Consider the following 24,549-nt stretch of genomic DNA (forward strand, 5'->3'; position numbering starts at 1 on the left):
CCGGCCACCGCCCTCAGGCCGAGACGTTGTAACGAGCCACCGCGGTCCGCGCCGCGTTCACCTGGTCGTCGGTCAGACCGCCCTTGATCTGGACCTCGATGTGCAGGTCCTTGCCGGTCTTGAGCTCGACCGCGTGCACGTTCAGCAAGCCGTCGGCGGCCATCCGGAAGCTGATGTCGATCGGCGAGTTCTCCGGCAGCGGCGGCAGGCCGCTGATCAGGCCCTCGGCGATGTGCTCGTTGTCCTCCAGCGCCTCCGACTCGACCGAGCCCGACTGCTCCCAGATCTCCACCGAGACCTCGACCTGATTCGGGTACGCCGTACCGAAGCGCTGTGGCTCGGTCTCGGCCGGCAGTGGGGTGTTGGCCCGCAGGACGTGCTCGATCGTGTAGTGCTCCCGGCCGCCGGCCCGGTTGATCACCTTCACCCCGAACGCCCGCGGGACGACCGTCGCGACCCGCTTGCCGGCCAGCGCCCGTACCTTCTCGACCGGGATGTTGAGCTGCTCGGCGACCTCCTCGACGATCTCGGCCGGGGCCTCGCCGCCCTCCTCGGGCAGGTGCACCTTGACCGACTCGATCAACGCGTACCGCGCCGCGCCCTTGGCCACGGCCAGGTCGGGGTCGTGCATGCGGGGCTTGAGGCCGAGCGACTCCAGCGCCGCGGTCACCGCCGGCATCCGGCTGGAGCCGCCGACCAGCAGCACGTCGTCGAACTCGGTGATGCCCCGCTCGGCCGCCGTCCGCAGGGTTCGCCGGGTGATCGTGACCGTGCGCTCCAGCAGTTCGGAGGTGAGCTCCTCGAACTTCTCCCGGCTGACCTCGATCTGCGACGTGTCGCCGCCGAACCGGGCGTTGAAGCGGCGGCTCTGCATCCGGCTCAGCTGCTTCTTGATGTCCTCGGCGCCGGCCGCGAGCCCCTGCAGGAACTCCTCGTCGTCGGCCGCCTCGGTCTCCGGGTGCTCGGCCTGGAACTGCTCCAACAGGAACTCGGCGAGCCGGTCGTCCCAGTCGGCGCCGCCCAGGTGGTGGTCACCGTCGGTGCACACGACCTGGATCTCCTCCGGGGAGACCTTGATGACGGTGGTGTCGAAGGTCCCGCCGCCCAGGTCGTACACAAATAAGGTCTTTGTTCCTCCGGTGTTGATCGCGTCGTAGTGCAGCGCCGCCGCGACCGGCTCGTCCACGATGCTCAGCACGTTGAGCCCGGCGATCTCCCCGGCCTTGCGGGTCGCGTTGCGCTCGGCCACCCCGAAGTAGGCCGGAACGGTGATGACCACGTCGTTGACCGGCTCGCCCAGGTTCTCGGCGGCGGCGTCGGCCAGCTCGCGCAGGATCAGCGCGGAGATCGACTCCGGGGTGTGCGTCTGGCCGTGCACGGTGATCTCGAACGACTTGCCCATCTGCCGCTTGATCAGCGAGACCACCAGGTCCGGCTGGATCTTGGCGACCGCCTTGGCCTCCTTGCCGACGACCACGTTCTCCGGGCTCTCGAAGTAGACGACCGAGGGCGTGGTGTCGTCACCGGGCCGGTTCTTGATGATCGCGGGCCGGCCGGTGTCGTCGATGTGGGCGACGCAGGAATACGTCGTGCCCAGGTCGATGCCGAAGGTGGCCATGCGTCACTCGCTTCCGACGGGGTCAGGGTCCTGGTGATCGACGAGCGCCAGATCGACGGCGTCGTCCGGCGCCGGAGGCGCCTCGTAGCGGTAGAGACGGGCGCGGGCGGCCCGGCGCACCTTGCCGGTCTCGATCTCCAGCAGGCCGGCGCTCAGCGGCTCGGCGACCGTCTTGTCGAGGCCCGGCTCGCCGGTCGGGATCGTGCCGGCCGGCGCGTGGCGGCCGGTGGTGAACGGCTCGCCCGGGACGGCCGGGAACAACTCGTAGCCGCAGCGCTCGACGGCCATCGCGACGTCGTCGGCGAAGCTGCCCATCAGCTTGGCCGCCCGCGGATCGTCCTCGGTCAGGCGCTGGGCCTCGCGGGCCATCGCGTCGTGCAGCCGCAGCAGGTCGGTGACGACCGGCTCCAGGATGACCCGGCGCAGGCCGTCACGGAACTGCTGGTTCTCCTCGTGCAGGCGGTCGATGATCGACTCGCGGTGGGCCGAGCGCCGGTGGAACTCGGCCAGCTGCGCCTCGACTCGCTCCAGCCCGGCGAGTACGGGGTCCGGAGTTTCGTCCACGCGTCATCGCCTCCCGTGAGACCCGCCCGTCACTGTCAGTTTTGGAACGTAACGGGTCTTCGTGGGTAGCGCTATGCCTCGGTGTGCCCGGATGCCCGGTTTTCTGGAGCCGACGTCGATATACGTCGGATTTCTTACGGGCGTTTCGCCGGTCGGGTCAGGGCAGCACGACGCAGCGGCGGCAACGAGCCTCGTACGTATAGGTCCCGTCGTCCGGCAGCGCGGTCGACGGCGCCAGCTCGCGGATGAACGGCTTACCGTTCTCCAGGACCTGGGTGTGCGTGGCGTCCAGCGACCGGCACACGTCGCAGACGGCCCGGCGGTAGATCACCTTTTCCGGGGCGAGCTCGAACAGCGCCCGGACCGGAGCGAAGAGCTGCCCCCGGTGATCCAGGTCGATGCCGGCCACGACCACCTTCACCCCGCGCCGGACGGCCACACCGAGCTCGGCGATGTCGTCGACGGTGAACATGTGGATCTCGTCCACGCCGATCACTTCGAGGCCCTCGTCGGCCGCCCCGGCCAGCGTCGGCGCCTTCACCGTCACCATGCTGCCGCCGGAGCGGGAGGTCAGGACGGTGTCGCGGACGTGCCGCGACGACTGGTAGACGCGGTGCGGGATGCCGGTGTGCTGCAGCGGCGACAACAGGCTGATCATTTCCAGCGACTTGCCGCCCTTCATCGGGCCGAGGATCACGGTCAAATCCATCCGCGTAGCCTGCCACCGGGACCCGCTCGGCGGCGACCGGGGACGGGATCCGGACGCACAGCATGTGATCTCGATCATGCGACTGCCCGAGCCGGTGACGGTCTGAGGGGCAGGTCACAGGCCGAAACCCAAAGATTCCGGGCCACCCAAGGTTACGCAGAGTCATCTGTGTCCGGGTTGTGTACCGGCTGGTAATAGACAACGTGGTGGAGTTCACCAGCGCTGCAATTACTCTATGGATTCGCCCGGGCAGCGATCCGTGAACGGTATTGACCCATGCATTTTCCGACGTAACCGGTCAGACATTTGAGCCGCCCGGAAAGCGAAATGTCGTTCCCGTCGTGCCCGGGTGTCCGATTCTCATAAAAAGAGACCGGCCCGTCGGCCCATTGACGCCGGGACGAACGATCGGCGGCGCCACCGCATCGGTTTCACAGGATCGCCAGCCGGTCGCTACCGCCTACGGAAATAAAGGTTAATGCCCGATTTTCGATCGGTCGATCGTGCCATTTCCGGGGGGCCGCCGGGCCGGTCAGCGGTCATGCGGAACGGTCTTACGTTCCGTGTCTGGACTTCACCACATCACCTCGTAATGTGTGGATCGCGAAGCATTTAATTCGCTCCCCGACGACCGGTGATGTTCCGGGGAATCCATTTCCGCAAATTCTTTCGGAGTTGTCTCATGCGTGGAGAACGGCCGTACCGGAGGGCGCGGGAGAACGCGCAACCGCCGGCCCGCCACGCCGGCGGAGTATTCCGACATCGCGGGGGCAGGCCATGAAGGTGCTCGTCACGGGGGGCGCCGGTTACATCGGCAGCACGGTCGCCTCGGCCTGCGTCGACGCGGGCATCACACCGGTCATCCTGGACAACCTGTCGACCGGCAGCGCCGAGTTCGTCCAGGATCGGATCTTCTACCAGGGCGACGTCGGGTCGGCCGGACTGCTGGCGCGGATCTTCGCCGAGCACCCGGACATCGAGGCGACCATCCACTGTGCCGCGCTGGCCTCGGTGGAGGACTCGGTCCGCGACCCGCTCGCCTACTACCGCGAGAACGTCGCCAAGACCACCGCGCTGCTGGAGGGCCTGCTCGCGCACGGCTGCCACCGGCTCATCTTCAGCTCGTCGGCGGCGATCTACCGGGCCGACGGGCAGCCGGCCATCACCGAGTCGGCCGCGATCGGGGCGACCAGCCCGTACGGGCGCACCAAGGTCATGGCCGAGCAGATGTTCGCCGACGTGAGCGCGTCGAGCCCGCTGCGGGTGATCTCGCTGCGGTACTTCAACCCGATCGGGGCCGACCCGCGGATGCGCAGCGGACGGCCCGGCGGCCGGAGCACGCACGCGCTCGGCCTGCTGATCCAGGCCGACCAGCACGGCATCCCCTTCAAGATCATGGGGAACCGGTACGCGACCCGGGACGGCACCGGGGTCCGCGACTACGTGCACGTCTGGGATCTCGCGCTCGGCCACGTCGCCGCGCTGCGCCGGTTCGACGCCCTGCTGCCGCCGCACGGCGGGCACCGCTACGAGGCGATCAACCTGGGCAGCGGCTCGGGGGCGACGGTCCGGGAGCTGATCACCGCGTTCGAGAGCGTGGTCGGCCACCGCGTCCGGGTGCAGCAGGTCGGCCCGCGCGCCGGGGACGTGCCCGGCGCCTACGCCAGCACCGACAAGGCCGGCGAACTGCTCGGTTGGAAACCCACCCTCAGCCTGCCCGACGGCATCCGCTCGGCCCTGGAGTGGGCCGCGAGCGAGGCCGCCAAGCAACACCTGCTCGTCCCCGCTCAGACCTGACCCACATCACCACCAGCGCCACCAGTGCGCCCCGACGAAGGAACTCGCGATGAGAACGCTTTCGATTGTCATCCCTGCCTTCAACGAGGCGGAGAACCTACCCCCGTTGATGTCGACCATCCCACTGCGCGAACTCGAGTCGGCCGGCTGGCGGACCGAGATCGTGGTGGTGGACAACAACTCCACCGACGGCACCGGTGAGCTGGCCCAACGGCTCGGCGCGCGGGTGATCTTCCAGCCCGAGCGCGGGTACGGCAACGCGTACCACGCCGGCCTGAACGCCGCGTCCGGTGACGTGATCGCCACCGGGGACGCCGACTGCACGTACCCGTTCGACGCCCTGCCCGCGCTGCTCGACGCGTTCGACGGGCACCGGCTGGAGTTCATGACCACGAACCGGCTGCTGCCCGCGAACCGGCAGGCGATGAAGGTGTCGCACACGGTCGCCAACCACTTCCTGAGCGGGGTCAGCCGCACGCTGTTCCGCAACGACGTGCGGGACTCGCAGTCCGGCATGTGGATCTTCCGGCGGTACGTCTGGGAGCGGCTGAACGTGAAGTCGGGCGGGATGGCCTTCTCGCAGGAGATCAAGAACGCGGCGATCACCGCCGGGTTCCGGTACAGCGAGATGCCGATCGAGTACCGGCCGCGCGGCGGCGAGGTCAAGCTGAACGCGCTGCCGGACGGCGTGGCCAACCTGCGCCAGCTCTTCGAGCACCGGTTCCGCAAGACCCTCGGCGTCCCGGTGCCGCACCGGCTGTCCCATCCGGAGGACGCACAGGCCGGACGCCTGGGCGCGGTGTGACGACGTACGGAAAGCTTCTTGCCCGGTTTGTTCCGGTGCTGGTGGTCGCGCTGGTGCTGATCGCCGCCGGGGTGTCGCCGGGCGTCCGGACGATGCTGCGCGAGTCGTTCACCCGGATGCCGACCGAGTACACCGAGCTGTACTTCACCGCCGAGCCGAGCCTGACCGGCACGGGCGCGAAAGCCCGGATCGCGGTGCCGATCGGTCTGCTGCACCACGGCGCGAGCACCAGCTCGTACGTGGTGCGCGCGCAGGTGTCCACCCCGGACGGCCAGGCCGGCCCGGCCGCGGAGAAGGACCTGACCGCGCGCCCGGAGACGCCCGACACCGTGATGCTGACCGTGACCGCGCCCGGCTCGGCCACCTCGTACGACGTGAAGGTGACCCTCCCCGGCCATGAACAGACCCTGCAGTTCCGGCTCAAGAGCTAAGGACCACTAGTGACGAACTCCTCGAACCCGCCGCGCGTCGTCGTGACCACGAGCTGGGACGACGGGCATCGCCTGGACCCGAAGCTGGCCGACCTGCTCGACCGGTACGGCGTCGTCGGGACGTTCTACATCGCCCCGCGCAACATCGAGTTCGCCCCGGGCGACCACCTCGTCCCGCAGGGCATCCGTGACCTCGCGCAGCGCCACGAGGTCGGCGGCCACACCCTGTCCCACCAGCGGCTGCCGCTGATCAGCGCGGCCGAGGCGGCCAACGAGATCCGGGACGGCAAGGACGAGGTCGAGCAGATCCTGGGCGCGCCGATCAGCACGTTCTGCTACCCGCGGGGCGAGTACAACGCCGAGCACGTCGGGATGGTCAAGGAGGCCGGGTTCGGCCTGGCCCGGACCGTGCGCCGGCACTCGCTCGGCGTGGGCGACCCGTTCGAGGCGGTGACCACGGTGAACGCGTACGCGCACCGGGTCGACGTCCCGCAGGTGCTGCGGATGGCCGACCTGAACCCGTTCACCGCCGGCAAGTTGTTCCTGAACTGGGACGACTTCGCGATGGCGTGGTTCGACAAGTGCGTGCGCGAGGGCGGCGTCTACCACCTGTGGGGACACAGCTGGGAGGTCGAGGCCCGCGGCGACTGGGCGCGGCTGGAGCGGGTCCTGCAGTACATCTCCCACCGGCCCGGGGTCGAGTACGTCGCCAACGCCGCGCTGATCCCCAGCGAGAACTGAGCCGATGAGCAGCAGCATCACGCAGATCAGCCCGTACTACCCGCCGCACCTGGGCGGGATGGAACGGGTGGTGGAGAACCTCGCGGTCCGGCTCGGCCGGGACCACGACGTCACCGTGCTGACCACCACGCTCGGCGCCGACGGCGCACCCCGACGCTCGGCCGACGGCCGGTTGCGGGTGCGCCGGCACCGCTCGTGGGAGCTCGCGCACACCCCGATCTCGCCCGGCCTGCTGCTCGGACTGCTTCGCACGCCCCGGGACACCGTCCTGCACCTGCACAGCGCGCACGCGCTGATCCCGGAGGCGCTGGCCATCCTGGCCCGACTCCGCGGCCAGCGGTTCCTGCTGCACTTCCACCTGGACGTGGACGCGTCCGGCCCGCTCGGCCGGCTGCTGCCGTTCTACAAGAAGCACTTCTTCGGCCGGGTGCTGCGGGCCGCGGCCGGCGTGCTCGTGCTCACCGACAGCCAGGCCGAGTTCGTGGCGAACACGTACCGGGTGCCGCGCGAACGGATCCACGTGATCCCGAACGGCGTCGGCGAGGAACACTTCCGGCCGCCGCGCCGGGCCCGGGCCGACGGCCGGCCGCTGCGCCTGCTCTACGTCGGCCGGCTCAGCCCGCAGAAGAACGTCACCCGGCTGCTCGACGCGCTGGCCCGCTGCACCCAGCCGATCCAGCTGACCGTGGTCGGCGACGGCGAACAGCGCGAGCAGCTGACCGCGCACGCGGCCGCGCTGGGCCTGCACGACGTCACCTTCGCCGGATCCAGACTCGGTGCCGAGCTGCGCGAGATGTACGCCGCGGCCGACGCGTTCGTCCTGCCGTCCGACCGGGAGGGCATGCCGCTGGTCGCGCTGGAGGCGATGGCGGCCGGCCTGCCGATCGTGGCGACCGCCGTGCCCGGCAACATCGAGCTGCTCGGCGACGTGGCGATCCTGACCGAGCCCGAGCCGGGGGCGCTCGCCGCCGGACTGGACTCGATCGCCGCCGACGCCGGACTGTTCGAGCGCCTGGCTGCCCGCAGCTCCGAGGTCGCCGCGTCGTACACCTGGGCGGTCGTGGTCGAACGGGTGAAGAGCGCGTACGCCAAGGCGCTGGCATGACCAGCACCCTGGTCGGCGAGCGGACCCGGATCATCCATCCGAGCCGGCACCGGTCGACGACGCAGGAGTTCCTCGGACGCCTGGCCCGCCGCCTCGGCAAACAGTGGCCGCTGTTGCTGATCACCCTGGTCGCGGCCCTGCTGGAGATGCTGCCGGGGCCGGTCGTGGTACACGCGGTGGCCGGGCTCTGGCTGCTGTTCGGCGCCCCCGTCGTGCTCGGCTACCCGCTGGCCGACCGGGTCCTGTCGACCCGCGAGGGCCGGGTCATCCTCGCCGTCGGCGGCGCGGTGCTCGGCGACATCGTCGTCGCGCTGCTGGTCAACACCGTGCTGCCCTGGGCCGGCGTGGTCCGGCCGCTCACCCGGATCCCCCTGACCTGGGCGTCGGTGCTGCTCATCGTCGTGCTGGCCGCGTTCTCGCCGGCCCCGGCCCGCTGGGTCCGCCCGCGGATGATGCCGGGCCTGCCGCCGGTCCTCTACCTGGGCGGGCTGGCCCTGCTGCTGTCGATCGCCGCGCCCATCCGGCTCAACAACGGGCTGGGCAGCGGGGTCGCGATCGCCGCGCTGCTGGCCGTGGGCGCGCTGATCACGTTCCTGTTCGTGCGGCGGCGAAAGCATCTGCCGGCGGTCACCGGCGCCGGGATCTTCTTCGCCGCGTTGTCGCTGGTGCTGATCACCTCGCTGCGGGGCTGGTACATCACCGGCCACGACATCCAGCGCGAGTACGGCGTCTTCCAGCTCACCTACCTCAAGGGGCACTGGAGCATCGCGGCGTTCCGGGACGCGTACAACGCGTGCCTGAGCATCAACCTGTTCCCGACCTCGGTCGTGCAGCTCACCGGCATCTCCGGGGTCTACGTCTTCAAGGTGATCATCCCGATCCTGTTCGGGGTGGCGCCGGTGGCGCTGTACCGGGCGGTCCGGCACACCGCCCCCCAGGCGATCGCGCTGCTCTCCGCGGTCTACTTCGTGGCCTTCCCGACCTTCTTCACCGACATGGCGTTCCTGGGCCGCCAGGAGATCGCGTTCCTGCTCCTCGGCTGCCTGTTGCTGCTGCTGGCCGACTCGGGGCGGCCGCTGCGGGACCGGCGGATCGCGAGTGCCGTGCTGCTTGTCGGCATCGTGCTGTCGCACTACTCGACGACGTACGTCGTCCTCGCGATCTTTGGTCTTGCCTGGTCCCTCGGTTTTGTCTGGAAACTTGTCGCGCGGATGCGGGGCGGCTTCGGCCGGTTCTCGGCGCCGAAGCTGATCACCTGGTGGATGATCGCGGTCGGCGCGGTCGCCGCGATCCTGTGGACCGGGCCGGCCACCCACACCGGTGACCAGGCGCGGATCACCGCGACCGCGACCGTGCTGGATCTGTTCGGGAAGAAGTCGCAGACCGGCTCCTCGGACACCGGGTACAGCCTGTTCGGCGGCACCAAGACGACCACCGCCGAGCGGCTCGACGAGTACGCCGCGGAGACCGAGGCGGCCACCGCGCAGGAACGGGCCGACGGCGCCTACCTGCCGCTGAGCACCGTCGACAAGTACCCGATCACCGCCGCCGAGCAGACGAACATGCCGCTCACCGCGATCGGCCGGGCGCTGGCCAAGACCGGTCTCGACGTGGCCGGCCTGAACACGCTGTTCCGGCTCTCGGTCGCCCGGCTCCTGCAGGTCCTGCTGCTGATCGGGCTGGTCCTGGCCGTGTTCGCCCGGCGCCCGGTGTTCCGCGCGAGCGCCGACCAGGTGCTGCTGAGCGTGGGCGCGCTCGGCCTGCTCGCCGTCCTGACCGTGCTGCCCGAACTCTCGGTCGACTACGGCGTGCTGCGCGCGTTCCAGCAGGGCCTGTTCTTCTTCGCGCCGTTCATCGCGGCCGCGTCCATCTGGATCTTCCGCTGGGCCGGGAAACGGGCCACCGGGCTGGCCTTCGGGATGGCCCTGGTGCTCTTCCTCGACCTGGTCGGGGTCGTGCCCAAGCTGCTCGGCGGCTACCCGCCGCAGCTGCACCTGGCCAACGCCGGGCAGTACTACGACATCTACTACCTGCACCCGGAGGAACGGGCGGCGATCAACTGGATCCAGGACCACGCCTCCGAAGTGGACCGGGAACAGGTGCAGTCCGAGATCCAGACCGACCGGTACACGTTCGGCCGGACGCAGAACCTGCTGCCCAGCCGGGCCGCCAACGACATCTACCCGACGCTGGTCGGCGCCGACACGTACGTGTTCCTCGGCTTCACCACCGTCCGCAAGGACGAGGCCACCCTGTTCTACCGCGGCGACCTGGTGACCTACCGCTATCCGACCGCGCTGCTGGACGCGGCCAAGAACAAGATCTACGCCAGCGAGGGCGCGGAGGTGTACCGATGACACGCGTTCTCCTGGTCAGCCACTACTTCCCGCCACACCTCGGCGGGATCGAGAACGTGGTCGCCGAACAGGCCCGCCACCTGGCCGCGGCCGGCGCCGACGTGCTGGTCCTGACCAGCGGCCGGCCGGGCGGGATCGAGCAACTGGCCCACGGCGTACGGGTGCTGCGGATCCCGGCCTGGGACGGCCTGCAGGAACGGGCCGGGATCCCGTTCCCGGTGCCCGGCCCGCGGCTGCTGACCTCGGCGCTGCGCTGGGCCCGCTGGGCCGACGTGATCCACGTGCACGACGGCGCGTACCTGACCTCGTGGGCGGCCGGTCTGGCCTCGGCGCTGACCCGCACCCCGATGGTGATGCACCAGCACGTGGCCATCGTCGACCACCCGGCGACCGTGGTGCGGCTCGTGCAGCAGGCGGTCTGGGGCACGGCCGGGCGGCTCATGCTGCGCCGGGCGAAGCGGGTGTTCGTCCTCAACGACACGGTGGCCGCGTTCGTCGAGAACTACGGCGGCCGGGTCGAGCACCTGCCGAACGGCGTGGACACGACCGTTTTCCGGCCCGCCGCCGGGAAGAACGAGATCAGGGAGCGACTCGGCCTGCCCGCCGACCGGATCCTGGTGCTCTTCGCCGGGCGGCTGGTGCCCAAGAAGGGGTACGACCAGCTGATCGCCGCCGCCGGCCCGGAATACGACCTGGTCTTCGCCGGTGAGGGCCACGACGGCGTGCCGGCCGATCGTCCCGGCGTGCACCACCTGGGCCGGCTCGACCCGGCCGGGCTGGCCGACGCGTACCGGGCCTGTGACGTCTTCGCGCTGCCGTCGACCTCGGAGGGTTTCCCGCTGACCGTGCAGGAGGCGATGGCCAGCGGGCTGCCGGTGGTGACCACCGACGACCCGGGCTACGCGCCCTACCGGCTCGACCGGTCGCAGGTCCGGCTGCTGCCCCGGGACGCAGCGGCGATCCGGGCCGCGCTGGTCGAACTGGCCGGCGACCCGGTGCTGCGGGCGCGGATGGGGGACTGGTCACGGGCGTACGCATCGGTGAGTTTCTCCTGGCCGGCGCACGCGAAAACGCTTCTCGACCGGTACGGCGCATGACCAGCGGCGCCCACGTGATGACGCGCAGCAGCCGGTTCAGCGAACTGCGGTCCGACCCGCTCGTGCTGAACTCGGCGTTCCTGATGCTGACCACCGTGCTCGGCGCGGGCTCGGGGTTCCTGTTCTGGCTGATCGTGGCCCGGCTCTACCCCACCGCGCAGGTCGGTCAGGCGTCGTCGCTGCTCTCCAGCGTCGCCCTGCTCTCCTACTTCAGCCTGTTCGGATTCAGCACCGCCCTGGTCCGCTTCCTGCCGATCAGCCGGAACCGGGCCGAGGATGCCGGCACCGCGATCTCGGCGGTGACCGTGTGCAGCGTCGTGGTCAATCTCGGGTACGTCGTGATCGGCCCCTGGCTCGCCCACGACCTCGGCTTCATCCGCGACACGATCACCCACGTCGTGCTGTTCACGCTCCTGGCCGGGGGCGCCGCGGTCAACCTGCTCACCGACTCGATCTTCGTGGCGGAACGGGCCACCCGCGCCAACCTGCTGATCAACGGCGTTCTGATGAGCATCGCCAAGCTGGCGCTGCCGGCCGTGGCGGTCAGCTTCGGCGCGTTCGGCATCTTCGCGGCCAGCGGCATCGCCTCCACCCTGGCCGCGGTCGTCAGCATCGTGGTGATCCGCCGCCACCTGCACATCCGGGTGCGCGCCCGGATCTCCTGGGCCGCGCTGCGCAACATGGTCAGCTACTCGCTGAGCGCCTACCTCTCCGGCACGCTGAACCTGATCCCGCAGATCGCGCTGCCGATCATCGTGCTGCACCAGCTCGGCCCGGTCGTCGCCGCGGTCTACTTCGTGGCCTTCCAGATCTCGAACATGGTCAGCTCGGCCTCGTACGCGATCGGCGAATCCCTGTTCGCCGAGGGCGCCCACGAGAGCCGCTCGCTGAAAGCGCTGGCCGGACGCTCGGCCGGCCTGATGCTGGCGGTCACCGGCACCGCCGTTCTCGTCGTGATCGCGCTGGCCCAGCCGATCCTGCGACTGTTCGGCGCCGACTACGCCGACACCGGCACCACGACGCTGATCCTGTTCACCGTCTCGTCGCTGGCCGTCGCGTTCAACACCTGGGCCAGCTTCCTGCTCCGGGTCACCGGGCAGCTGCAGGCCCTGGTCGTCGCCAACGTCGCCTACCTGATCACCGTCCTGGGCGTCGCCCTGTGGATGGTGCCGCACGGGCTGACCTGGGCGGCGATCGCCTGGGGCGTGGGCAATCTGGTCAGCGGTCTGGTGGCCGGGATCGCCCTGCTGCGCCCGCCCTTCGGCAACGCGGACTGGGACGTGTGACGTGCGGATCCTGCAGATCGTCAACATCGGCTTCGAGGCCGGCGGCGCCGAGAAGAGCGTCCGGCTGATCACCGACGGGCTGAACGCCCGCGGGCATCAGGTCGAGGTGGTCGCGACCGACCTGAACGCCGACGGTCAGGAGATCTTCGCCGACCATCTGGTGCCGTCGGTAAGCGGTTCGGCGCCGCGGCGGTTCGCCGGCTACCTCTGGAACCGGACGGCCTACCGGCAGGTCCGCGACATCGTCGACCGCTTCGACCCGGACTGCGTCCACCTGCACACGCACGGCGAGTTCAGCCCGGCCGTCCTCAGCGCGACCGCCGGCCGCCCCCGCCTGCTCACCGTGCACGGCCCCGAGGACTGGACCCTCCAACTGCTGCGCTGGAACCTCGGCAGCGCCACCGCCCGCGGCGGCCTCTCCGCCGGTGACCGAGCCCGCTACGCCTACCTGCGGTTCGTTCAGCGCCCGGCCTACCTCGCCCGTCTCGGCGGCGTCGACCGGATCCTCACCCCGAGCCGATTCTTCGCCGACAGCGTCGCCCCCGACGTCGGCACGTCCCGCACCCACATTCTTCCCAACGGCATTGCGCGTACGGCCATGGCCACGCCCCTGACCAGCGCCGACAACGTCCTCTTCGTCGGACGCCTCGAACATGTCAAAGGCGTCGAAGTGCTGCTCCGCGCGTTCGAACAGGTCGTCACCGACCACCCGTCGGCCCGGCTCACCGTCGTCGGCGACGGCGCCGACCGCGCCCGCCTGCAAGCCGCCCACCCCGACCCGCGGGTGACCTTCACCGGATGGCTGAACGCCACCGAGGTCGCCCACCAGGTCGCGCTGAGTTCCGTGGTCGTCCTCCCGTCGCTCTGGCCGGAGAACTTCCCGACCGTCGCCCTGGAAGCACTGCAGGCCGGCCGCCCGATGATCGCGTCCCGGGTCGGCGGCCTGCCCGAACTGATCGGCCCGGACAACGGCCTGCTGGTCGCCCCGGGCGACCCCGACGCACTGGCCCGGGCGTTGAACCTGCTGCTCGGAAACCCGGAAGTGCTGGCCGGGCTCGGTGCCGGGTCGGCCGCGCGGGCCGGCCGGTACGACGTCGCCCCCTTCCTGGACCTGCTGGAACACCACTACGAAGAGGTATGCGCATGACCGCGGTGCTGCTGGCCACCCCGTACTACCCGCCCAACCTCGGCGGGGTGCAGCAGTACACCTGGAACCTGGCCCGCCAGCTGCGCAGACGACACTCGTACCGGGTCGTCGTGGTCACCACCGCCGAGCCCGGCGAGGCCCCCGGCACCCAGGTCGACGACGACGGCGTCACCGTCCACCGCCTGCCGTCGTGGCGCCGGATCTCCAACACCCCGGTCGGATTCGGCTGGACCGGCGCGATCCGCCGGATCATCCGCGACGAGAAGATCGACCTGATCAACGCGCACGGCCCGGTCCCGCTCTTCGCCGACCTGGCCCGCCGTGCCGCCGGCGACGTGCCGTTCGTGCTCACGTACCACGCCGGCCGGATGCGCAAAGGCCACTTCGCGCCCGACCTGCTCCTCTCGACCTACGAGAGCACACTGCTGGCCGGCACGGTCCGGCACTCCCGCGAGGTGATCTGCGCGTCCGAACACGTCGGCGAGGACCTGCCGAACCTGTTCGCCGGCCGCCCGACGGTCATCGAACCGGGCGCCGACCTCGACCTGTTCCGGCCCACACCGGTCCCACCGGCCCAGCGGATCGTGTTCTCGGCCTCCCTGGAGAAAGCGACCGCCTACAAGGGACTCGCCGACCTGCTGCACGCCCTCGCCCGGCTACCCGAAGCCCACCTCGAAGTGGCCGGCAGCGGCTCGGCCGAACAGGACTACCACGAACTGGCCCGGCAGCTGGGGATCACCGAACGGGTCACGTTCTCCGGCTACCTGAGCGGCGAGAAACTGGCCGAGGCGTACCGCCGGGCCCGGGTCCTCTGCCTGCCCACCCACTTCGACAACTACCCCACCGTGATCGTCGAAGCGATGGCCACCGGCCGCCCCGTGGTCGCCACCCGGGTCGGCGCCATCCCGATGTTCGTCACCGAGGGCGGCACCGGACTGCTGAACGAGCCGGGCGACATCGACGCGCTCACCACATCCCTGAACACCGTGCTCACCGACTACACCCTGGCGTCCCGGCTCGGCGCCGCCGGCAGCGAATTCGTCGCCGCCAACCTCTCCTGGCAGCGCCAGTCCGACCGCACGGTCGAAGTCTTCCAACGCGCCATGTCCCCCCAGCCCGCCCCCGTCCACTAGCCCCAGCCGACAGCCCGCAGCTGGCACTCACGGTCGTCCCCAGCCCGTCCCAGAACCGTGAGCCCCAGCCGACGGCCCGCAGCTGGTGCTCACGGCTGTCGCCGCGCGGCTTTACGACACTGAGCGCCAGCCGGCGGCGTGCGGCTGGCGCTGGCGGTTGTTCCCGGCGCGTTTTAGGACCGTGAGCGCCAGCCGGCGGCGTGCGGCTGGCGCTGGCGGTTGTTCCCGGCGCGTTTTAGGACCGTGAGCGCCAGCTGGCGGGCTTCGGCTGGTGCTCACGGCTGTTGCCGGGCGGTTTTGCGACACTGGGCGCCAGCTGGCGGGCTTCGGCTGGTGCTGAGGGCTGCTTCCGGGCCGGCTTGGACCGTGAGCCGGCTGTTCGGGGCCGGGGCGGGCGGCTATCGCCGTACCCGGGAGGGGGAAGCTGATGGGCGGCGGCCAGTGACCGGACCGCGGACCGCAACCGAAGACGGACCTGCAGTAAGCCGGCACCGCGACCAAGCCCGAGCGGCGTCAACCACCCCAGCCACCGCTTACGTTGCCTGGCCAGCAAGACCGCAACCACCCACCACCGCACGCCCACCAGCGGCCTCGACGCGGATGGGCCGTGGCAGCCCGGCGGGGAAACGGGTCGAATCCAGCGGCCTCGACGCGGATGGGCCGTGGCAGCCCGGCGGGGAAACGGGTCGAATCCAGCGGCTTCGACGCGGATGGGCCGTGGTAGCTCGGCGGAGAAAACGGGTCGGACCCGGCGGCCTTGACGCGGATGGGCCGTGGAAGGCCCGCCGAAGTAAAACGGGTCGAACCCGTCAGTAGCGCGCCGCGCTGTGCATAGCGTTGCGCAGAGCGGCATACGCCGGCTTCGCGCTGCCATCCGCCCGCCGCAGCCCGAAAAAGTTCTCACTGGTCGAGCTGTCCGTGCCGAGATCCCGATCGGAGTACCAGAACACCGCATCCACCAGCGGCGTCGTAGCGGCCGTGGTTACCACATCCGCCGCGATCGCCGCCTGCCTCTCCTCGGTGACGTGGGTGACGTTGATCCCGCTGCTCCCGTCGGACGCGTTCCCCGGCCCTCCGGTCGGCGCCCCCGTCTCGGTCAACCACAGCGGCATGTCGGGATGCCCGGCCGCATCCAACGCGTCCCGGATCTTCCCGATCCGATCCCACGACGTTCCGAACAGCGTGTGATCACTGGCCAGGTGCGGATACGTGTACGGGTGGTACCCGATCGCGTCCACCACGTCCCCGGCCTCCCGCAGCACGACGGTGATGAACTCTTCCGGGCTCACCTGTCCGGGCCCGTTCCCGGTCGGGACCAGTCCACCCATCACCAGTGTCGCGCCCGCATCCACGGCCCGGATCGCGCGACTGCTCGCCTGCAGCAGCCGGGCGTACGCCGACGGGTCGGGCGCCGGTTTCCAGAATCCCAGGTTCGGCTCGTTCCAGATCTCCCACACGTGCAGTCCGCGGGGCGCGTACCGCCGGGCGGCCGCGTCGGCGAAACGGGCGAACGCCGCCGGGTCGGCCGGTGCGCATGTCGCTTCTCCGCAGTCGCTCACCCGGGCCCAGCCCGGCGTGTAGGCCAGCACGGGCAGGATCTGGAGTCCCCGCTTCTGGGCCGCCGCCAGCACCCGGTCGAAGAGTTCCCAGCGGTACGTGTCCGGCCCGTCCCCTTGGATGTCGTCCCAGGACAGGTCGGCCCGGATCCAGGTTGCGCCGAGGTCGGCCGCGTCGTCGAGGGCCTGGTTCAGCTGTTCGTCGCTCATCCAGACGAGCGTGTCGCCGTACGCGATTCCGGTTTTCATGGTGTGCGGTGTTTTCGATTCTCCGGATCGGGTGGACGTCACGAGCAGGGTGCCGACCAGGATCAGCGCGGCCACCAGCAGCACGCGCCGGATCTTGATCATGAAGTCGAAGCTTACAAGCGCCGGGTCCGGGTGAGGGCCATGCTGGCCAGGCCGCAGCAGACGGTCAGCCAGGTGGCCGGCAGCAAGAGGTAGACGGCTTCCTTCACGGTCCCGCCGAGAAGACCGCTAAGGATCAGCAGGGCGGCGCCGATGAAGACGATCGCGGCGACGGCCACCGTGCGACGGACGGTGAGGTCGGGCATGCGGACTCCCCGGGCTCGACAGCAGGACGGGCTGGAAGCCTCCCTGATCGCCGCGAATCGGGACAACAGCCGTATGGGTCGGGTTGTCGGCCGTTCGACGAGAGTGTGATCACCGCCACATCGCGAGCGAGCAACGAATCCGGGGTCTCGGGACCACACCCGTATGTAGCAAGAAATGTTCAGACAAGGGCCGGCAGAAACCATTCTGCTGGCCTTGGGGACGTTATTCAGGAAAGCGCATACCCGCAGTTTAGGAGTTTCTTAAGGCGGGTTGACCGGCTGTCCTAGGTGCATTTATCGTCCTCCTCGCGCCGAGGCCGACTCGCCGCGGGAAAGCGAAAGGAACACCATGAAAAGCGCCGAAGAAAGCGCGGCGACGCCGAATCGCCGGAAGCGGAAAATTGTTCTGGCGTCCGGAATGGCCGCGGTCGTGGCCGGCCTCGGAACCGTGGCCGGCGTCTCGTTCGCGGAAACCGGAAGCGACAGCACCACCGCCGCGGCCACCGGTGGCGCCGCGTTCTCGGACGACTTCGAGGACGGCGACACGGCCGGCTGGAGCAAGTCGGGCGGCACCTGGGCGGTCGTCAGCGACGGCACCAAGGTGCTCAAGCAGTCCAAGACCGGTGCGACGCCGGCCCGCGAGTTCGCCGGCGACACCTCCTGGACCGACTACTCGGTGCAGGCCAAGGTCGAGCCGCTGTCGGTCGCCGCGGACGGCTACGCCGCGATCGTGGCCCGGGCGACCAGCTCGACCAGCTTCTACCGCCTGGCGCTGACCGGCGGGAACAAGGTGCAGCTGCAGTCGGTGAAGTCCGGTGCGGTGACCGTGCTGAGCGAGGCCGCGGTGACGGTCAGCGCCGGCTCGGCGTACACGCTCGGTCTGAATCTGAGTGGGAACAAGCTGAGCGGATCGGTGAACGGCGCCGCGGTCGTCGAGGGCACCGCGACCGCTTTTGCCCAGGGTCGGATCGGCCTGCAGACCTATGACGCGACCGCCGAGTTCGACGACGTCGTGGTGACCACGAGCGGAGCGACCGCGTCGGCGAGCCCGACGGCCACCGCCACCGCCACGGCGACCGCCACGGCGACGGCCACCGCGAGTGCGACCGCGACGGCCAGCCCGACCAAGACGGCGACCGCGAGCCCGACCGCCACCAGCAGCGGCAAGTTCGAGACCAGCCCGATCGGCTTCGGCGCGGGCACGACCGGCGGCGCCGGCGGCGAGACCGTGGCCATCACCTCGCTGGCCCAGCTGATCACCGAGGCGGCCTCCGACGGCCCGAAGATCCTGCAGCTCTCCACCGTGCTCAAGGGCAGCGGCTCGGACGAGGTCGTCGTCTCCTCGGACAAGACGATCGTCGGCGTCGGCGCCAACGCGGGCCTGACCGGCGCGGGCATCTTCGTCAAGAAGGCCAGCAACGTCATCATCCGCAACCTGAAGATCTCGTTCGCGCTGGCGCCGGTCGACCTGATCGCCGTGCAGAAGTCCGACCACATCTGGATCGACCACAACGAGCTGTTCAACGACACCTCGCACGGCAAGGACTTCTACGACGGCATGGTCGACCTGACCCACGCCACCGACTTCGTCACGGTCTCCTGGAACTACCTGCACGACCACTTCAAGGGCTCGCTGGTCGGCCACTCGGACAGCAACGCCGCCGAGGACACCGGCCACCTGCGGATCACGTACAGCCACAACTGGTTCGACAACGTCGGCTCGCGCCTGCCGCGCCTGCGCTTCGGCACCGTGCACGCCTACGACAACCTGTTCAGCAACGCCTCCACCAGCGGCATCCACTGCCTGATGGACTCGCAGTGCCTGATTCAGAACAACGTCTTCGTCAACGTCAAGCTGCCGGTCTGGACGACCGAGGACTCCGACAAGGACGGCTTCGCGGTCATCTCCGGCAACGACTTCGGCGGTGAGGCGCCGGTGATCACCCAGACCGGCACGTTCACCACCGCGCCCTACGCGGTCACCCTGGAACCCGCCTCGGCGGTCTCGGCCCTGGTCAAGGCCGGTGCCGGGACGGGCAAGATCTAAATTCGAAAGACGATTTGCGCGTACGGAGGGAGCACCGTTCCCGCCGTACGCGCAAGTTTTTTTGATCTGATCCAGAAAGGGCGGGGTGCGGCTAGCACTACCCCGAACCCTGCTGCTGTCCAGATCGGATTGCCCCGGCAAATCGAGAAAGCTCATCGATGTCAGAAACGTCGATGAGGAGTTACCGATGCTCAAGCGTCTCGCGTTCGTCTCAGCCGCTCTCGCCGCCACCGTCTTCGCCGCTCAGCCCGCCGTCGCGGCCACGCCGGACCCGGTTCGCACAGACCTGGCGCAGCTGGTCGACGCCGGTTTCCCGGGCGCGCTGGCCGTCGTCCGCGACGAGCACGGGCGGGTCCGCAAGCTCACCGCCGGCGTCGGCGACATCACCACCGGGCGGCCGGTGCCGGTCGACGGGCAGGTCCGGCTCGGCAGCAACACCAAGCCGTTCGTCGCCGTGGTCGTGCTGCAACTGGTCGCCGAGCATCGCGTGAAGCTGGACGACCCGGTCGAGAAGTACGTGCCCCGGGCTGCTGCACGGCCAGCCGATCACCGTCCGGCAGATCCTGCAGCACACCAGCGGGCTGGCCAACTACACCGAGTTCATGTCGCTCGACGACCTGTCGCTGCGCTACAAGCACTTCGAGCCGCAGGAGTTGCTCGACATCGCGCTGGCCCACCCGAACAACTTCCCGGCCGGGACGAGCTGGGCGTACAGCAACACCAACTACATCGTCGCCGGCCTGCTCGTCGAGCGCGTCACCGGCCACACCCTGGAGTCGCAGATCCAGAAGCGGGTCATCCAGAAGGCGGGACTGCGGCACACGTACTTCCCGGTCGACGGCGAGACCGGGATCCGCGAGCGGCACCCGCAGGGGTACATGCCGACCGCGACCGGTGAACTGATCGACCTCACCGACCTCGACCCGTCCTGGGGCTGGGCGGCCGGGCAGATGGTCGGCACGCCGTCGGACCTGAACACGTTCTTCAGCGCCCTGATCCACGGAAAGCTGCTGCCCAAGGCCCAGCTCGCCGAGATGGAGAAGACCGTACCGGCCGACCTGTTCCCCGGCGCCCGGTACGGGCTGGGCCTGATCCGCTTCTCGCTCAGCTGCGGCGGGGTGGCCTGGGGTCACGGCGGCGACATCCCCGGCTACGAAACCCGCAACGCCGTCACCATGGACGGCCGCGCCGCCGCGATCGCCGTCACCTCCCTGCCCACGTCCGAGGAGGCCGCCAACAAGGTCCTCGCCACCGTCGACGACGCCCTCTGCTCGTAACCCCACCCGTCCCGCGACGATCCGGTCCCTGCTCAGGGGCCGGATCGTCGCGCATCCCGTTGTGCGTTTGTTCCGGGATCGGGAAGGTTTGTTGCTCTGACCGCGACCACCCACGGACGTCGCCCTTGCGGGCCTCGCGTTTTGGCCGCGCCAGCGGCCTGCGAGGGTCGTGAGGGTCCCCGCGGGAGCGACGGTCTGTACACCGGCGGACATAGGCCATGAAGAATTTGATCTTTTGAAGTGGAACTGGCCGAAGGCTCACAACGGCGGGCGGGCCTCGGTGAGGAGGGGGTAACGGGCGGAGCACCCTTGAAGAGACAGCGCGGTAATGGCGGCTTCCTAGCGTGACGGGACGACGCGTCGGACGGAAGGATCTGCCTGTGGCCGCCGATGTCACCCAGGTGCGCACCGTTTGCGGCTATTGCGGCGTCGGCTGCGGCATGGTGCTGGATGTTGCCGAGGATTCGGCCGGCCGCCGCCGGGTGCTCAAGGTGGTCGGGGACAAGGATCATCCGGCGAACCGTGGGCGGCTCTGCACCAAGGGCGCGACCAGTGCGGACATGCTCGCGGCAGAGGGCCGGCTGGGCTTCGCGATGGTGCGCGGTGACCGTGGTGCCGAGCCGCAGAAGCAGCCGTTGGACGAGGCGATCGCGGAGACGGCGCGGCGGTTGAAAGCGGTCGTCGACGAGCACGGGCCGGACGCGTTCGCCATGTACGTTTCCGGTCAGATGACGCTCGAAGCTCAGTATCTGGCGAACAAGCTGGTCAAGGGTTTCATCGGGACGAACAACATCGAGTCGAACTCGCGGCTGTGCATGGCCAGCGCCGGCACCGGCTACAAGCTGTCGCTGGGTGCGGACGGGCCGCCCGGCTCCTACGACGACCTGGATCACGCCGACGTCTTCTTCGTGATCGGCGCGAACATGGCCGACTGCCACCCGATTCTGTTCCTGCGCATGATGGAGCGGGTCAAGGCCGGGGCCAAGCTGATCGTCGTCGATCCGCGGCGCAGTGCCACGGCCGACAAGGCCGACCTGTTCCTGCAGATCCGTCCGGGCGCCGACCTGGCCCTGCTCAACGGACTGCTGCATCTGGTCGACAAGGACGAGGGGTTCATCGCCGCCCACACCGAGGGTTGGGCGGCGATGCCGGAGCTGCTGGCCGACTATCCGCCGGAGCGGGTGGCCGAGCTGACTGGGCTATCGGAATCGGACATCCGGACGGCGGCCGAGTGGATCAACGGGGCGGCCAACTGGGTCACGTTGTGGACGATGGGGCTGAACCAGAGCACGCACGGCACCTGGAACACCAACGCGATCTGCAACCTGCACCTGGCCACCGGCGCGATCTGCCGCACCGGGAGCGGACCGTTCTCGCTCACCGGTCAGCCGAACGCGATGGGCGGCCGGGAGATGGGCTACATGGGCCCTGGCCTGCCCGGACAGCGTTCGGTGCTGGTCTCGGCGGACCGCCGGTTCACCGAGGAGATCTGGGGGCTGCCCGACGGAACGCTCCGCACCGAGGTGGGTAAGGGCACCGTCGAGATGTTCGAGCAGATGGCGGCCGGCCGGATCAAGGCGTGCTGGATCATCTGCACCAATCCGGTCGCCTCGGTCGGCAACCGCCGGACGGTGATCGCCGGTCTTGAGGCGGCCGAGCTGGTGATCACCCAGGACGCGTTCGCGGAGACCGAGACGAACGCGTACGCGGACATCGCGCTGCCGGCCGCGATGTGGTCGGAGACCGACGGTATCATGATCAACTCGGAGCGCAGTCTGACGCTCGTGCATCCGGCGGCCGACGCGCCGGGCGAGGCGATGCCGGACTGGATGCTGATTGCCCGGATCGCGGTCGAGATGGGATTCAAGGACGCTTTCTCGTACGAGAGCGCCGCCCAGATCCTCGACGAGATCAAGCAGTTCGCGAACCCGCAGACCGGCTATGACCTGCGCGGAGTCTCCTACGAGCGGCTGGCCGAGGGGCCCGTGCAGTGGCCCGCCGCGCCGGGTGGCCCGGCCCGGAACCCGATCCGGTACGGGGACTTCACGTTTGCCACCGCCAGCGGCAAGGCGATCTTCCACGCCCGTCCGCACATGGACCCGGCCGAGCTGCCCGACGACGACTACCCGTTCACGCTGAACACCGGCCGCCTGCAGCACCAGTGGCACACGATGACCAAGACCGGCAAGGTGGCCAAGCTCAACAAGCTCAACCCGGGCCCGTTCGTGGAGATCAACCCGGCCGATGCGGCGGCGCGCGGGATCGCCGAGGGCGACCAGGTGGAGATCGAGTCGCGGCGCGGCCGGGCGGTGCTGCCTGCGGTGATCACCGACCGGGTGATGCCGGGCGCGTGTTTCGCGCCGTTCCACTGGAACGACCTGTTCGGCGAGTACGTCAGCGTCAACGCGGTGACCAGCGACGCTGTCGATCCGCTGAGCTTCCAGCCGGAGTTGAAGGTGTGCGCGGTGCAGCTGACCAGGGTGCACGCGCCGGTCGCGGTCGAGGTCGCGCCGCCGGCGACGTCCATCCACGACATGCTCGGGCTCGACCCGGCGCCGCCGGTGCTCAACGACGGTCAGCGCCGATACCTGGCCGGCTTCCTCGCCGGGCTGCCCCCGGTCCGCTCCGACGCGCCGGTGCTGCCGGGCAATGCGCCCTTCGACCCGGACACCGCGATGTGGGTGAACGGGCTGCTCGCGGGCGTTTTCGCGGTCGCGCCGCAGCCGATTCCCGCGGCCGAGATCAAGGGTCCGCACGTGCAGATCCTCTGGGCGTCGCAGACCGGCAACGCCGAGGATTTCGCCCGCGGTCTCTCGGAACGGCTTTCAAAAACCGGACATCAGATTTCCGTACGAGGGATGGACGCCACCGCCACCGAGCTCCTGGATCCCGGCGCCGATCTGCTGGTCGTGACCAGCACGTTCGGCGACGGCGACGCCCCGGACAACGGGGACGCGTTCTGGCAGTCCCTGGCCGGCGACGGCGCCCCCCGGCTGGACGGTCGCCGGTTCGCGGTGCTGGCGTTCGGCGACTCCAACTACGACGACTTCTGCGGTCACGGCCGCCGCCTCGACGAACGTCTGGCCGAGCTGGGCGGCACCCGGCTGGCGCCGCGGGTCGACTGCGAGCCGGACTTCGAGGACACCGCCGGCCACTGGCTGGAAACGGTCATCACGGCGCTGAGCGCCAAACCGGTCCCGGCCCCGACCAAGGCCGCCCCGCTGAGGTCCGCGCTGGTCGGGAACCGCCTGCTCAGCGGCCCGGGTTCGGCCAAGGAGGTGCGCCGGTTCACCTTCGACACCGGTGGGCTGCTCGACTACCAGGCCGGTGACGCGCTCGGCGTGTGGCCGGTCAACGCCCCGGAGCTGGTCGACGAGTGGCTGACCGTCACCGGCCTGACCTCGGACACCGCGGTCGAGCTGGACCGGGTCGGCATGATCCCGTTCGGTGAGGCGCTGGCCCGGCACCTGGACATCACGAAGATCACCACGGATCTGCTCCGGTTCACCGCCGAGCGTGGCGGCGACGCGCAGCTCAAGACCCTGCTCCGGCCGGACAACAAGGGTGAGCTGGCCAAGTGGACGTGGGGCCGGCAGGCGGCCGATCTGATCGCCGAGCAGGGCGTGCGGGCGTCGGCCCAGGAGTGGGTGAGCGTGCTCAAGCGCCTCCAGCCCCGTCTGTATTCGATCAGCTCCACGCCGCTGGTCGACCCGGATCAGGTGAGCCTGACCGTGTCGGTGGTCCGCTTCGACAGCCTGCTCGGGCGGCCGCGCAAGGGTGTCTGCTCGTCCCATCTGGCCGACTCGGCCGACGAGGTCGAGGTGCCGCTGTTCGTGCAGAAGGCGCCGCATTTCCGCCCGCCGGCCGACCCGGCCACTCCGATGATCATGGTGGGTCCGGGGACCGGGGTGGCACCGTTCCTGGGGTTCCTGCAGGAGCGCCAGGCGACCGGCGCCTCCGGCGGGAACTGGTTGTTCTTCGGCGAGCAGCGCCGGGAGACGGACTTCTACTACCGGGAGGAGTTGGCCGCGCTCTCCGCCGGCGGCACGCTGACCCGCCTCGACCTGGCGTTCTCCCGTGATCAGCGGGCCAAGGTGTACGTGCAGGACCGGATGCGCGAGCAGGGCGCCCACCTGTGGGCGTGGCTGCAGGACGGCGCCAACTTCTACGTCTGCGGCGACGCCAGCCGGATGGCCAAGGACGTGGATCGCGCGCTGCACGAGATCGCGGTCAACCACGGGCGGCTGTCGCCGGAGGCCGCGACGGCCTATCTAAAACAGCTCACCGCCGACAAGCGCTACGTCCGCGACGTCTACTAAATGCGG

The 24,549-nt window shown here is 69.8% G+C and carries 17 protein-coding genes and 1 pseudogene; 13 read left to right on the top strand and 5 right to left on the bottom strand.

Annotated elements, in window-relative coordinates; all coding sequences use genetic code 11:
- Positions 1-13 precede the first annotated feature (13 nt).
- The 3 genes from ACSHV8_RS42160 to ACSHV8_RS42170 all read right to left on the bottom strand — a co-directional run bounded on the left by ACSHV8_RS42160 (position 14) and on the right by ACSHV8_RS42170 (position 2,891).
- Positions 14-1,618 carry an Hsp70 family protein gene (locus ACSHV8_RS42160; protein WP_436525439.1) on the bottom strand — a complete coding sequence of 535 codons (1,605 nt, stop codon included), beginning with the start codon at positions 1,616-1,618 and terminating at the stop codon, positions 14-16.
- Between the two features lie 3 nt (positions 1,619-1,621).
- Positions 1,622-2,182, bottom strand: coding sequence for a molecular chaperone GrpE (locus ACSHV8_RS42165; RefSeq protein WP_436525441.1), 561 nt, complete (start codon positions 2,180-2,182; stop codon positions 1,622-1,624).
- Between the two features lie 157 nt (positions 2,183-2,339).
- Positions 2,340-2,891 (bottom strand): thymidine kinase, encoded by a 552-nt coding sequence (locus tag ACSHV8_RS42170; protein ID WP_436525443.1) that lies wholly within the window; start codon positions 2,889-2,891, stop codon positions 2,340-2,342.
- Positions 2,892-3,668: 777 nt separating this feature from the next.
- On the opposite strand from ACSHV8_RS42170, the gene galE reads away from it, so the two are divergent.
- From galE to ACSHV8_RS42220, 10 genes are read left to right on the top strand one after another with little or no spacing between them, the layout of a single operon-like run.
- Positions 3,669-4,688 carry a UDP-glucose 4-epimerase GalE gene (galE, locus tag ACSHV8_RS42175; RefSeq protein WP_436525445.1) on the top strand — a complete coding sequence of 340 codons (1,020 nt, stop codon included), beginning with the start codon at positions 3,669-3,671 and terminating at the stop codon, positions 4,686-4,688.
- A gap of 49 nt (positions 4,689-4,737) precedes the next feature.
- Positions 4,738-5,493 (top strand): glycosyltransferase family 2 protein, encoded by a 756-nt coding sequence (locus ACSHV8_RS42180; RefSeq protein WP_436525447.1) that lies wholly within the window; start codon positions 4,738-4,740, stop codon positions 5,491-5,493.
- The gene (locus ACSHV8_RS42185) at positions 5,490-5,924 is read left to right on the top strand and encodes a hypothetical protein (protein WP_436525449.1); all 435 of its coding nucleotides are present in this window, start codon (positions 5,490-5,492) and stop codon (positions 5,922-5,924) included. Before ACSHV8_RS42180 ends, ACSHV8_RS42185 begins: the two co-directional genes overlap by 4 nt.
- A 9-nt stretch (positions 5,925-5,933) precedes the next feature.
- The gene (locus tag ACSHV8_RS42190) at positions 5,934-6,665 is read left to right on the top strand and encodes a polysaccharide deacetylase family protein (RefSeq protein ID WP_436525451.1); all 732 of its coding nucleotides are present in this window, start codon (positions 5,934-5,936) and stop codon (positions 6,663-6,665) included.
- Positions 6,666-6,669: 4 nt separating this feature from the next.
- Positions 6,670-7,770: a glycosyltransferase family 4 protein gene (locus tag ACSHV8_RS42195; RefSeq protein WP_436525453.1), complete on the top strand. Its 1,101-nt coding sequence runs from the start codon at positions 6,670-6,672 to the stop codon at positions 7,768-7,770.
- On the top strand, positions 7,767-10,127 hold the full coding sequence (locus ACSHV8_RS42200) for a hypothetical protein (RefSeq protein WP_436525455.1): 2,361 nt from the start codon (positions 7,767-7,769) through the stop codon (positions 10,125-10,127). The genes ACSHV8_RS42195 and ACSHV8_RS42200 overlap by 4 nt, the downstream gene beginning before the upstream one ends.
- A complete protein-coding gene (locus tag ACSHV8_RS42205; RefSeq protein WP_436525457.1) occupies positions 10,124-11,224 on the top strand; it encodes a glycosyltransferase family 4 protein in 1,101 nt (366 codons plus the stop codon). The genes ACSHV8_RS42200 and ACSHV8_RS42205 overlap by 4 nt, the downstream gene beginning before the upstream one ends.
- The gene (locus tag ACSHV8_RS42210; RefSeq protein ID WP_436525459.1) at positions 11,221-12,510 is read left to right on the top strand and encodes a lipopolysaccharide biosynthesis protein; all 1,290 of its coding nucleotides are present in this window, start codon (positions 11,221-11,223) and stop codon (positions 12,508-12,510) included. Before ACSHV8_RS42205 ends, ACSHV8_RS42210 begins: the two co-directional genes overlap by 4 nt.
- Position 12,511: 1 nt before the next feature.
- Positions 12,512-13,657, top strand: coding sequence for a glycosyltransferase family 4 protein (locus ACSHV8_RS42215; RefSeq protein WP_436525461.1), 1,146 nt, complete (start codon positions 12,512-12,514; stop codon positions 13,655-13,657).
- Positions 13,654-14,790 carry a glycosyltransferase family 4 protein gene (locus ACSHV8_RS42220; protein WP_436525463.1) on the top strand — a complete coding sequence of 379 codons (1,137 nt, stop codon included), beginning with the start codon at positions 13,654-13,656 and terminating at the stop codon, positions 14,788-14,790. Before ACSHV8_RS42215 ends, ACSHV8_RS42220 begins: the two co-directional genes overlap by 4 nt.
- 809 nt (positions 14,791-15,599) lie before the next feature.
- Here the strand turns inward: ACSHV8_RS42220 and ACSHV8_RS42225 are convergent.
- The gene (locus tag ACSHV8_RS42225) at positions 15,600-16,697 is read right to left on the bottom strand and encodes a cellulase family glycosylhydrolase (RefSeq protein WP_436525465.1); all 1,098 of its coding nucleotides are present in this window, start codon (positions 16,695-16,697) and stop codon (positions 15,600-15,602) included.
- An 11-nt stretch (positions 16,698-16,708) separates the two neighbouring features.
- Positions 16,709-16,900 (bottom strand): hypothetical protein, encoded by a 192-nt coding sequence (locus tag ACSHV8_RS42230; RefSeq protein WP_436525467.1) that lies wholly within the window; start codon positions 16,898-16,900, stop codon positions 16,709-16,711.
- Positions 16,901-17,249: 349 nt separating this feature from the next.
- Between ACSHV8_RS42230 and ACSHV8_RS42235 the strand changes: the two genes are divergently transcribed.
- The 3 genes and pseudogenes from ACSHV8_RS42235 (at position 17,250) to ACSHV8_RS42245 (ending at position 24,543) form a co-directional block, all read left to right on the top strand.
- Positions 17,250-18,947 carry a pectate lyase family protein gene (locus ACSHV8_RS42235; protein WP_436525469.1) on the top strand — a complete coding sequence of 566 codons (1,698 nt, stop codon included), beginning with the start codon at positions 17,250-17,252 and terminating at the stop codon, positions 18,945-18,947.
- A 187-nt stretch (positions 18,948-19,134) separates the two neighbouring features.
- Positions 19,135-20,224: pseudogene (locus ACSHV8_RS42240) on the top strand (serine hydrolase domain-containing protein).
- Positions 20,225-20,604: 380 nt separating this feature from the next.
- Positions 20,605-24,543 carry a molybdopterin-dependent oxidoreductase gene (locus ACSHV8_RS42245; RefSeq protein ID WP_436525471.1) on the top strand — a complete coding sequence of 1,313 codons (3,939 nt, stop codon included), beginning with the start codon at positions 20,605-20,607 and terminating at the stop codon, positions 24,541-24,543.
- The last annotated feature ends 6 nt before the right edge of the window (positions 24,544-24,549 follow it).

Source organism: Actinoplanes sp. HUAS TT8, assembly GCF_051380535.1.
In the GTDB taxonomy this organism is placed as follows: domain Bacteria; phylum Actinomycetota; class Actinomycetes; order Mycobacteriales; family Micromonosporaceae; genus Actinoplanes.